Below are 11,589 nucleotides of genomic sequence, written 5' to 3' on the forward strand. Positions count from 1 at the left end.
GAGATCCCTGAGCAGGAGGTAGGTCCGCGATGCAATGCTCTTGGCCCCGTCTCTCTGAACTGAAATGGCGATCCTGGTACATGGCAGCGGCAATGGGGTTTCTCGGAACGCTCACCCTTGCCGCATGCGGAACGCTTCCACGGGCGCCCTACACGGCAGCCGATGCAGCGTCTTCCGAAGTCCTGGGCATTCCTGGGGCTCGCAGATACGCCGACGCACCCGCGGCTGCATTCCGTGCCGATGCAAGCGCTCTCGCGGCAAGGCCGGCCCGGATCACGCTCACCTACCTCGCCCTGTCGGGCGGCGGTGCCTACGGGGCGTATGGGGCCGGCGTCCTGAACGGATGGACGGCGGCCGGAACCCGGCCTGAGTTTACCTTTGTATCGGGCGTCAGCACCGGCGCCCTCATTGCCCCCTTCGCGTTTCTTGGCCCGTCATATGACGCCAAGCTGCGCGAGGTTTACACCAGCGGTGTGGCCGAGAGCCTTCTCGACTCTCCGGATCTTCTGAATGTCGTCTTTGGTTCGTCCCTGTTCGGAGGAAGGCGCCTGCGCGAACTGATCGCCCGCCACGTGGACGAGGCGATTTTGGCTGCGGTCGCGGCCGCGCACGCGAACGGCAGGCGGTTGTTTGTCGTTACGACAAATCTGGATTCGCAGCGGGCGGTGATCTGGGACATGGGCCGGATCGCATCGAGCGGCTCGCCGCAAGCTCTCACTCTCTTCCGCGATGTTCTGGCAGCGTCCGCGAGCGTGCCTGGCGTGTTTCCCCCCGTGCTCATTGACGCCGAGGCAAACGGCAGGCGCTTCGAAGAGATGCACGTCGATGGCGCGGTCATGGCGCCCGTGTTTACATTGCCGGACACAGTGTTACTCGCGAGCGCGCCACCGCTCCGCGGACCACGCGTGAATATCTATGTGCTGATGAACAACAAGGTGGATCCGGATTTTCAGGTCGTGCCGGACAAGGCCGCGGAGATCGGCGGACGGGCGGCCTCCACATCCGTCAAAGCACAGACGAGGTCCGTTCTCTTCGGGACCTATGCCGCCGCCCAGCGGAACGGCTTCGGGTTCAACTTGACCTTCATCGACCAGAATGTGCCATCCTCAACCTCGGCGGGTTTTGACACGGCCTATATGCGAGGGCTCTATCAATACGGCTTCGAAAAGGCCCGGAGCGGCCAACTCTGGGTGCGGAGGCCCCCTTCCGGTGCTCTGACTCTGGCTCGCGGCAAGGAAGAGGCCGCAGGTGGCAGGCGCGAGGCCCTGTCTCGGCAACTTGAGCAGGATTGAACGTGCCCTGGCGGAGAGCGCAGATCGCCAAGTTCCAGCCCAAACCCGAACGCCGGGCCGTCGGCGCACCGAGCGGAAGGTGTGCCCACTGCCATCTCAGGCCCCGTCCCACCCGACGTGACTGACATTCCTGGTTTGCGCCAACAATCTCACCTCAACTTAGTTGCGAGAACATGAAATCTACGATCGAGAGGTCGATGCCGGCGCGATCCAGGAGGCCTACAACTCCGACGCGCCGGCGTCGAGGCCTCGCGATCAGGGCAGTCCAGCGGACCGAGCCGTGAGAGGCCACAACTCCAGAATAGCCGTTTGGAAAACCGCTCCAAAGTGCTCCTTTGGCTGATACCGGATCACCCCGATTTTCCGCGCGAAATCGGGTCTATGAGATGTGAGGGCCGGAGCGGAGCTTCGCGTGCAAGGGAAACCATTTGCTCCTGTCGTGTGTGTGCGGGCTTCGCGGCACCTTAGACAACCTGTTGATCCAAAGTCCCAGGGAAGTGCCTGCCGCTGTACCGGATCCCGGCAGCTTCAACAGCCGGAAGAGCGGTACAGCGGCAATCGACTTAGCGGCGGTGCGCCGAGGATGTGGTGAGTGCTTCCCTGGTAAGTTGCCAAGCCTGTCGCAGCTTATCGGATCGAACTTCGTAGTCAGTCTTCATCTCGGTGATCCGCTTCTCCAGGCGCGCCTTTGCATCGCCAGCGGCTCTCGATGCCTGATCGTGCAGAGCCCGGATTTTAGCTTGAACCTCTCGGTCCATTTCGTCGACTTGCGTCTTGGCGCGATTCTTCTCGGCCTCTAGCCTCGCCTTGGCGTCGTTGACCTTCGCCTGCAACCTGGCCTTCGCCTCGTTCCTGGCCTGATCGAACTCGACCTGAAGCTTATCGAGTTCGGCCTGCAGCAAGGCTGCGTCGCGCTCCATCTTCACATCGATGATTTCAGCGCGCGGTCTCCGGGATATGGTGCCGCCAAGTGCCTCCATGCGCGTATCGAGCGGTGTGACCCATTCCTCTTCGATCTCGGCGACGATGGCAGCTTTGCCAGGGCTGAGCTGCCGCGAGATCTCGTCGAGGAAATCCACGCCGATGCCGAGGTTGACGAGATCCACGATCGAGCCGCCGACCGCGCCGGCCGCCGCCCCGGCCGCGAGGCCGACCGGACCGCCCAGAGCACCAATCAATGCGCCCGTTGCCATGCCGAGCCCTGTCCCTAGCGGCCCTTGATCGCCCGCCTGCCTGACCGACATCTGCCCGCCGGCATCCTTCGCAATCACTGCGCCGGAATAGACAGTCAAACTGCCCTCGCGATGCAGGTCCGCGAGCACGCGGGATGCTTCATAGGCTTTCGCTTCGGTGTCGAAGACAACCACAATCATCTTGTCCATGACTTCCTCCTCCAAGTTTCACGCAACACCCATTGACGTTGCTTAGGATCACGGCTGGGTTTCAGTCCGCCGGCTACGGCAGTCCGGTCTTTCAGCTTCCGAAAATAACGCGGCGGAAGCGGTGCAGGGTAATGCCGAAATAGACAGCGCCGATGATTCCGACGGCCAAGAGCTGAGGCCAGACGAGCGGAAAGTCAGCGCCGCGATAGAGCACATTCTTGGCAAACTCGACGAAATGCGGCGTCGGGCTGATGGTCTTCATCAGGTACTGCAGCCAGACCGGCATGCTTTCCATCGGTGTCGTGCTGCCGGAGAGCAGCATCTGCACCAGCAGCACAGGCAAGGCAAGAAGGCCGAACTGGCCCATTGTGGAGGCGACCGTGCCGAGAAAGATGCCAAGCGCCGCCACGGCGATGACAAAAATACAGGAGCCGGCGAGGAACAGCAGGGGCGAGCCGGCGATCGGCACCTCGAGCCACCATTGAACCACAAACATCAGCGACAGTTGGGCCGCCACGAGAATAACGATGCTGTTCGCCAGGATCTTCGCTAGCATGATCTCGACCGGAACCACCGGCATGACCAGCAGGTGCTCTACCGTGCTCTGCTCGCGCTCGCGAATGAGCGCTGCGCCGGTCAGGATGACCGTCAGCATGGTGAGATTGCTGATGATCTGCATCACCGAGGTGAACCAGCTCGACTCCATGTTCGGATTGAACTTGACGCGGGTCACAAATGTGACCGGCACACCGACCAGACCTTCCCGCCCGGTCACGAAATCCGAGACATAGCTGACGATGACGTTCTGAAGGTAGGTCATGCCAAGGAATGCCTGGGCGACGGCGGTGGCATCGACATTGATTTGAACCGAAGGCTGCCGCCCGGCCAGGATGTCCGCCTGGAACTTCGGCGGGATTTCGATGACGAACACAAATCGTTGTGCCTCCATCGACGAGTCGATTTCGGTCGCAGCGATCTCCACGGCAGGCTGGAACGTGGGGGCAGTGAGGCCGTCCGCAATGCGGCGCGACAGATCGGAGCGATCTTCATCGACCACTCCGACGGCAAGATTGGTCGCTTCGGTTCTGGCGCCAGTGGCGGCGGCGTAGATGGCGAAGGTAAACGCATAAGCGACCAGCACCAGTAGGATCGGGTCGGAGCGGATGCTGCGCAACTCCTTGATCAGCAACTGAAAGATATTGGCCAGATGCGTGCGGAATGCGCTCATCCGCTTGGGCTTGGACTGCTGCGGACGCGTCACCTGCTCAGGGGTGAGCTGCTGCGGAGGGGCCATCTGGCTTTTCTGCAACATCTCACGCCTCCTGCTTCTTCAGCACTGTGAGGGCCGCCAAGAGGTAGACGAGCGCGAAGCCTGCGATAACGAGCAGACTGCGCCACACATCCGCAAAGCCGAGAGCCTTATCGAAAATCCCGACCGTGACGGGCTGGAACCAGGCGGCCGGAAACGCCATGCCGATAAGCCTTCCCTGACCGGAGAGGGACGACACAGGCACGAGCAGGCCCGAGAAATTCACGGTCGGAATGACCGAAAGGACGACGCACGCGAAGATTGCCGAGACCTGCGTCCGGGTGAAGGTTGAGATGAGTTGGCCGAATGCGGTCGTCGCAGTCACATAGACCAGAGCCCCCAGCAGGAGTGCGCCGAAGCTCCCTGTAACGGGGACATGGAAGACAAAATACGACATCAGCAGCAGGAGGCCGAAAGACACCATGGCGACCGCGATATAGGGGAACTGCTTGCCGACCAGGAACTCGAGCTTGCTGACAGGCGTCGAGCGAAAGTTGGCGATTGACCCCGTCTCCTTCTCGCGCACAACGGCAACGGTCGCCATGATGGCGGGTATCAGAACCAGCATCATCATGATCACGCTCGGGACCATGCTGAAGACGCTCTTGAAGGCCTGATTGTAGCGGAAGCGGTTTTCCAGATTGAGCCCACCGAGGTAGACGTTGGAGGCGACGTTGGGGCCGAGGCGTTCCGTAACGAGATCTTTGGCATAGCGCAAGGCCAAGCCGGTGACGTACCCTTTGGCGGTTTCGCCGCGGAAGGGCATGGCGCCATCCACCCAGACGGCAATGTCGGGCGGACGCGCGCTTGCAAGATCGCGACCAAAGCCTTCGGGAATCTCAACGACGACCGCCAGCTCTCCGCTTCTCATCCGTTGTTCCACCTCCGCGGGGGAGCTGATGGGCGGTTGCTCGGAGAAGTAGCGGGATCCGGAGAAGTTCTCGAGGAGCCGTCGGCTTTCCGGCGTCCGGTCCTGGTCAAAGGCGGCGTACTTCAGGTTCTCGACATCGAAGGTAATGCCGAAGCCCATCGCGAACATCAAGATGACAGGGCCAAGCAACGCGAAAGTCAGCCGAATCGGATCGCGTAAGATCTGCATGGTCTCAAGCCGCGAATAAGCCCATAACCGTCCGGGATCGAAGCGCCTGGAGCCAACAGCGGAGGCGTGCTTTGATGGTGGAGTTGCCACCTCTGCCGCCGGTTGTGGCGCCGCTTGGGTTTTCTTTTCTTCTTTTGTCCTTTGTTCTTCCGCTGCGGCCGCTTCCTCCAGATAGGAGATGAAAGCGTCCTCGAGGGATTTGCTGCCACGCTCCCTCACCAGTTCCTGCGGCGCGCCGACCGCCAGCACCCGCCCGCGATGCATCAGCGAGATGCGATCGCAGCGTTCCGCCTCGTTCATGAAATGGGTCGACAGGAAGATGGTGACGCCGTCATCGCGGGAGAGATCGATCAACGTGCGCCAGAACGCATCTCGCGCAACCGGATCGACGCCAGACGTGGGCTCGTCGAGAATGAGGATAGGCGGCCGGTGCAGCACCGCCACGGCAAGCTGGAGTCTCTGCTTCAGGCCGAGCGGCAAACTCTCAGGCTTGGCATCGGCCACATCTTTCAGATCATAGCGCTCCAGCAATTCGGTGATCCGCCCCTCGACCTCGTTTGGAGGGAGATGGTAGAGGTGCGCATGGAGATCGAGGTTCTGTCGAACCGTGAGCTCGTTGTAGAGCGAGAACGCCTGCGACATGTATCCGACGTTCTGACGCGCTTCCATGTCGGCGGCACCCATCGGCTCTCCGAATAGTTTCGCCGAGCCTTCGGTGACGGGAAGAAGCCCCGTCATCATTTTCATAGTCGTTGTCTTGCCACAGCCATTCGAGCCGAGAAAGCCGAAAATCTCGCCGCGGCCGATGCGAAAGCTCACATGATCGACCGCAACGAAATCGCCGAACCGGCGTGTGAGTCCCTCCACTTCGATGGCGGGAGTCTCGTCATCAGTCGCGACCCGCGGCCGAACCATGACCTCCTGGTGCGCGGCGCGCTTTTCCTTCGGAAGCAGCGCGATGAAGGCGTCGTCGAGGTTGCTCTTTCCCGCCCGAGCGAGGATCTCGTTTGGTGCGCCCTGCGCGATGACCTTGCCGTCGTCCATAGCGGCAAGCCAATCGAACTGACTCGCCTCGTCCATGTAGGCGGTGGCAACGATCACGCTCATATTCGGGCGACGGACGCGGATCGAGCTGATCAGTTCCCAGAACTGCCGGCGGGAGAGCGGATCGACGCCTGTGGTCGGCTCGTCAAGGACCAGCAGATCCGGATCGTGCATCAACGAACAGCAGAGACTGACCTTCTGCTTCATGCCTCCCGACAGTTTCCCGCAGGGGCGGTCCGGAAACGGATCGAGGCCTGTTGCGTGCAGGAGCTCGTCGATGCGCGTGCGCCGCTCGGCGGCACCCTGTCCGAACAACCGGCCGAAGAAGTCGATGTTGTCGAAAATGCTGAGCGTCGGGTAGAGATTGCGGCCGAGCCCTTGCGGCATGTAGGCGATCCGGTTGCAACTCGCCCGACGATGGCTGTCATCCGCCATGTCTCCGTCAAGCGCGATCACCTTTCCACTCTGAATTTTCCGGACGCCGGAGGCCAGCGCCAGCAAGGTGGACTTGCCGACGCCGTCCGGCCCGATCAGCCCAGCCATGCAGTGGGCAGGGATGTCGAGCGTGAGGTCGTCGAGGGCGACCGTCTTGCCGTAGCGGTGCGTGACCCGCTCGAGCCTGATGATAGAGTCGGTCATTGCGGGAGCTTCACGTTAAGCTCATCGGGCCAGGCAATCTTGGGATCGGTGCGGACAAAACCGAGGCCACGGATGCCGGTCTTCACGGAGCGATGATATTGATCCAGAACCGCGGGATCGGCCTGGAGCTTGACGCGGAACATCAGCTTCTCGCGCTCCTCGGCCGTCTCGACGCTCTTAGGCGTGAACTGCGCTTCCGTGGCGACGAAGCTGATCGTTGAGGGCAAGACATACTCCGGGATCGGATCGAGGATCGTGCGCGCCTCGTCGCCGATCGTAAGCCTGCCGGCCTCCTTCGCGGGCAGATAGACCGTCATGTAGACGTCCTTGAGATCCAAGATGGTCAGGATGCGCTGTCCTGCGCCGATCACTTCGCCCGCGCGAGCCAGACGGTACTGCACGCGCCCACTCCTTGGGGACAGGAGCACCAGGTCGGCCAGGATCGACTGGAGCCGCTCGACTTCACCCGTTGCAGCCTTGATTTCTGATTCAGCTGCGTCACGCTCCGCATTGGCTGCAACATAGGCTGCTTCCGCCTGATCGGTTCTATTGCGGCGCTGATCCAGCAATTGCATCGGGATATTCCCCGTCTGAAGCAGCTTCTTTCCACGCTCATAATCCGCCTTGGCAGTGTCCAGTTCACTCTGCCTTTGTGCGATGACCGCGGTCACCGCCGTCAGCTGCTGTTTTGCCTTGAGCAGCCGCGCCTGCGCGGAGCGCAGCTCGGCTTCTGTCTCTGGTGACGATAGGGTGCCGACCACCTGGCCGGCGGTGACCTCGTCACCTTCGTCTACGGTCAACGTTGCCAGCCGGCCGGGATATTTTGCGGAGACATCGACTTGCGTCGCTTCGAGGCGGCCATTCGCTTTCACGATGCCTTCGGGCATGTCGCGGCCGCGCAGTCGCGCGATCAGGCTTTCCACCGCCGTGCGGGCCTTTTCGAGAGGCTCGGGCAGTTTGTCGGGCAGTTTGGGAAGTTCAGGCAGTTTCGGTTGCGCCTGTGCGCTGACAATCTGGAGTCTTCCGTCGGAAACGCCCAGCGCCCACGTGATGACCGATATAGAGAGAAACGTAAGAACAGTCCCCAAAATTCGAGCAGTCTGCAATCGGAAGGACATTCGGCTCTCCCTCGGAGGCGCTATGTCCTGGCCAGAGCTGGGGCCGGGTCGCAAGACTGAAATTTCGGCCCGGATGCCCCACAGCACGTCGAAACGGCCAGGTCATGCCAGTACGTGAACTCTTACGTGAGAGGCAACCGTTCGCATTGATCCAGATCAATGCGAACACTGTCGCGTCGTCTTCACTTTACAGCAATTCAGCCGCCATTTCGGGCTGTCCAAGAGTATCAAGAGTATAGAGCCTCGGTGCCAGGATTGGAATTCACTTTTGTGCCTCATCCGATGCTCTCTTGCAAAAATGGTGCATCGTTCGGGACGGAAAACCGGATCCACTTTATCCGCACGACGTGCTAGCATTAACCGTCGATTGAGACGATTCAGCGCGCTGCGGTTTGCAACGATGCCTCGATGGAGGGTGCCATGCATGGTGTAACGCGCCGAGCTTGATCTGTGCCGTTACTAATGGTGCGGGCATAACGGTGCAGGCAGACCTCGTTGATCTGGATCAAAGCCACCGCGGCCCGACCCCGGTATTGTTAAAGCAGAATGGGCACGGGTTCATGTGCGTGAGTGCTGGGTCCCGCGCGGCGTAAAGATACCAGGCCGGAAAGATCTCAATCGGAACTTGCCTTGTATCGCGCGCAGCCGACTTGCCCCAAACAGCGCCCAGTCGAAGGGGCGGTCCGTTAAAGCCGTGTAGATATCGCTATCGTGGCATTCTGGCCGGAGCGCTGGACCGTTAAGTCCTATCATACTCAAAAGAAGCCACGGTGATGTTCCAAGATCTTAATTGCTGGAGGTAGGCATGAATCTCCAACGAACGCTTGAACGAACGCTTGATCGGCCAACGTCCCAATCTGTCAACTTTGCAAACGCAGCCTACGAATACGCGATTGACCTCTGGCAACGTGGCTTGCTCTACGCCGATGTCATGCGCGAACGCGGCAACCAGTATCTGGAGCATCTGGCTCAGGTTACACCGAACGTCCTGAGCTTTGAGGCTGAGGTCGTCATGTTCGGCCCTACGTTGGAGCGGCCGGTCAACTATGGCTTGGCCCGCGTCATTCCGCCCGAGGGGGTTGAGATCGACCCTCGCAAGCGCCCCTTCGTGGTGGTCGATCCGCGAGCTGGGCATGGCCCCGGCATCGGCGGTTTCAAGGCCGACAGCGAGATTGGCGCCGCTCTCGGGGCCGGCCATCCCTGTTACATTGTCGGATTCACTCCCGACCCGGTGCCGGGACAGACGGTCGAGGACGTCATGCGGGCCGAGGCCGCTTTCCTGGAACGGGTGATCGCCCTGCACCCCGAGAGCGAGGGAAAGCCGGTCGTAATCGGCAACTGTCAGGCCGGCTGGCAGATCCTGATGACAGCCGCAGTCCGTCCCGAACTGTTCGGGCCGATCATCGTCGCCGGATCGCCTGTGTCGTACTGGGCCGGCTGGCCCGGCCGAAACCCGATGCGCTACTCGGGCGGTCTGCTTGGCGGCAGCTGGCTGACCGCCCTGACCAGCGATCTCGGGGCAGGCCGCTTTGACGGCGCTTGGCTCGTTCAGAATTTCGAGAACCTCAACCCGACCAATACCCTCTGGACCAAGCAGTACAACCTCTTCTCGAAGGTCGACACCGAGCGGGAGCGTTATCTCGCCTTCGAGAAGTACTGGGGCGGCCACGTGTTCCTGAACGATGTCGAGATACAATACATCGTCGACAACCTGTTCATCGGCAACAAGCTGTCCACGGCTGGACTTGTCACGTCCGACGGGATCCGCATCGACTTGCGTAACATCCAGTCTCCGATCCTGGTTTTCTGTTCCAAAGGCGATAATATTTCGCCACCGCCCCAGGCGCTCGGCTGGATCACGGACCTCTATCGGGATGATGAGGACGTGCGGGCGCACAACCAGACCATCATCTACGCGCTTCATGACAGCATCGGCCATCTCGGCATTTTTGTTTCGAGCAGCGTCGGTCGCAAGGAGCACAAGGAGTTCGAGGCGAACATCGACTTCGTCGACGTCCTGCCGTCCGGCATCTACCAGGCCGAGTTGCGGGAAAAGGGCCCGGACACACTCAATCCGGATCTCGCCTACGGCGATTACGTGCTGTCGCTGGAGAGGCGCAGCGTGGCGGATGTCCGAGAGATCGTCAGGCCCGATCTTGAGAGCGACCGGCGCTTTGCCGCGGTGGCACGCATTTCGGAGATCAACCTCAGCCTCTATCGGAGTTTTGTCCAGCCGTGGGTTCGCGCGAGCATCACACCACAATTGGCGCACCACCTGGCACGACTGCATCCGCTGCGCGTCCCGTATGAACTCGCCTCGGATCGCAATCCCGGGACGGGCTGGATCGCTGGCGAGGCGCAGAAGGTGCGGGAGAGGCGCGAGCCGGTAGCTTCCGACAATCCTCTCCTGCATCAGCAGGAGAGGATTTCTCAGGCAGTCGAAGCGTCGCTCGATCAATGGCGTGTCTGGCGTGACAACATGTATGAGCAGACATTCAATATCATCTACGGATCTCCTTGGGTGCAGGCCTGGGCAGGCATGAATGCACGGGACACGAGCGAGCCCCGCCAGCATCCCGGTGACACACCCGAGCATCAGGCGTTCCGGGCGGCGGAAGCGGACCGGCTGCGCCGTGAGATGACCAAGGGGAGCCTGTTCGAGGCCGGTGTACGGGCCCTGTACTACATCGGCGACTCGCTTGGCTGGGTCGATGAGCGCGGCTTCAACCTGATCCGTCAGCTGCGTGAGGAGAATGGCGCGAATTTCAGCACCATCTCGTTAGCTGAGTTCAAGCAAGCAATCCGGCAACAGGCCCGCCTCATGCGACTCGACGCTGCGGCGGCGATCGCAGCACTTCCTCAACTGCTCTCCCGAGCGACGCCAGCCGACATCGAGCTGTTGGGGAGCATGCTCGAACGAGTTGTGACAGCCATTGGTCCGCTTGACGCAGCAGCCCAGGTCCGCCTGCGTAACGTCAGAACTGTCCTGACCGATGCCATGCGCCAGGCGACCAATGTGATCCGCCCAGGCCCAGGGGTGGTTGGACCAGCAGTCATTCGAAAGAGGAAGCGCCCCCAGGGGGTGTCCTGATCCGATCAGTCCAGGTTCGATTGCGATCAAGATAGGCAAGCTCATGAACGATCAGCCGACCGAATTGACCAAAACCGCGATCCGATCGAAGATTCTGCACGGCAAACGGGCCCTCGTCATCGGCATCGTCAACGAGCATTCGATTGCCTATGGCTGCGCACGGGTCTTCCGCGAGCTCGGGGCGGACCTCGCTGTCACCTATCTTAATGAGAAGGCCCGGCCTTATGTCGAGTCTCTCGCCAAGGAGCTCGGGGCATCGATCTTCGCACCTTGTGACGTGGGACGGAACGGAGAGCTTGAGGCCGTCTTCCGGCAGATCCGCGGGACCTGGGGCAGCCTCGATATCGCGCTGCATTCCATCGCGTTTGCGCCGAAGGAGGATCTGCAGGGGCGGCTCGTCGACAGTTCCGACGAGGGATTCAAGGTGGCGATGGATATCTCCTGCCATTCGTTCGTCCACATGGCGCGGCTCGCCGAGCCGTTGATGCCCGAAGGCGGGACGCTCCTGGCGATGAGCTATCACGGCGCCAACAAGGTCGTGCCTAACTACAACCTGATGGGCCCCGTGAAGGCGGCACTGGAGAGCGCCGTCCGCTATCTCGCTTACGAATTGGG

Annotated in this window: 7 protein-coding genes; 3 read left to right on the forward strand and 4 right to left on the reverse strand. The window is 61.1% G+C overall.

From position 1 onward, the window contains the following. Window positions 1-80 precede the first annotated feature (80 nt). Window positions 81-1,292, forward strand: a complete 1,212-nt coding sequence (locus tag DC522_RS25180; protein WP_116531346.1) for a patatin-like phospholipase family protein — start codon at window positions 81-83, stop codon at window positions 1,290-1,292. A gap of 563 nt (window positions 1,293-1,855) precedes the next feature. Here DC522_RS25180 and DC522_RS25185 read toward each other — a convergent pair. The 4 genes from DC522_RS25185 to DC522_RS25200 all read right to left on the reverse strand — a co-directional run bounded on the left by DC522_RS25185 (window position 1,856) and on the right by DC522_RS25200 (window position 7,970). Continuing rightward, window positions 1,856-2,674 carry a DUF1269 domain-containing protein gene (locus DC522_RS25185; RefSeq protein WP_116531347.1) on the reverse strand — a complete coding sequence of 273 codons (819 nt, stop codon included), beginning with the start codon at window positions 2,672-2,674 and terminating at the stop codon, window positions 1,856-1,858. Between the two features lie 91 nt (window positions 2,675-2,765). Further along, window positions 2,766-3,986 carry an ABC transporter permease gene (locus DC522_RS25190; RefSeq protein ID WP_116531348.1) on the reverse strand — a complete coding sequence of 407 codons (1,221 nt, stop codon included), beginning with the start codon at window positions 3,984-3,986 and terminating at the stop codon, window positions 2,766-2,768. A 1-nt stretch (window position 3,987) separates the two neighbouring features. Then, on the reverse strand, window positions 3,988-6,765 hold the full coding sequence (gene rbbA, locus DC522_RS25195) for a ribosome-associated ATPase/putative transporter RbbA (protein WP_116531349.1): 2,778 nt from the start codon (window positions 6,763-6,765) through the stop codon (window positions 3,988-3,990). Continuing rightward, window positions 6,762-7,970 (reverse strand): HlyD family secretion protein, encoded by a 1,209-nt coding sequence (locus DC522_RS25200; RefSeq protein WP_245444507.1) that lies wholly within the window; start codon window positions 7,968-7,970, stop codon window positions 6,762-6,764. The genes rbbA and DC522_RS25200 overlap by 4 nt, the downstream gene beginning before the upstream one ends. Before the next feature lie 718 nt (window positions 7,971-8,688). Here DC522_RS25200 and DC522_RS25205 point away from each other — a divergent pair. Both DC522_RS25205 and DC522_RS25210 read left to right on the forward strand, forming a co-directional pair. Then, window positions 8,689-10,974 carry a DUF3141 domain-containing protein gene (locus DC522_RS25205; protein WP_116531351.1) on the forward strand — a complete coding sequence of 762 codons (2,286 nt, stop codon included), beginning with the start codon at window positions 8,689-8,691 and terminating at the stop codon, window positions 10,972-10,974. Between the two features lie 43 nt (window positions 10,975-11,017). Beyond that, a partial coding sequence (locus tag DC522_RS25210; protein ID WP_116531352.1) for an SDR family oxidoreductase occupies window positions 11,018-11,589 on the forward strand: 572 nt, incomplete at its 3' end.

Source organism: Microvirga sp. KLBC 81, from assembly GCF_003075415.1.
Classification (GTDB): Bacteria; Pseudomonadota; Alphaproteobacteria; order Rhizobiales; family Beijerinckiaceae; genus Microvirga.

Excerpts from the sequence above, each read along its gene's own strand:
- DC522_RS25190 (WP_116531348.1), bottom strand. The coding sequence starts at position 3,986 with ATGTTGCAGAAAAGCCAGATGGCCCCTCCGCAGCAGCTCACCCCTGAG.
- rbbA (WP_116531349.1), bottom strand. The coding sequence starts at position 6,765 with ATGACCGACTCTATCATCAGGCTCGAGCGGGTCACGCACCGCTACGGC.
- DC522_RS25185 (WP_116531347.1), bottom strand. The coding sequence starts at position 2,674 with ATGGACAAGATGATTGTGGTTGTCTTCGACACCGAAGCGAAAGCCTAT.
- DC522_RS25205 (WP_116531351.1), top strand. The coding sequence starts at position 8,689 with ATGAATCTCCAACGAACGCTTGAACGAACGCTTGATCGGCCAACGTCC.
- DC522_RS25180 (WP_116531346.1), top strand. The coding sequence starts at position 81 with ATGGCAGCGGCAATGGGGTTTCTCGGAACGCTCACCCTTGCCGCATGC.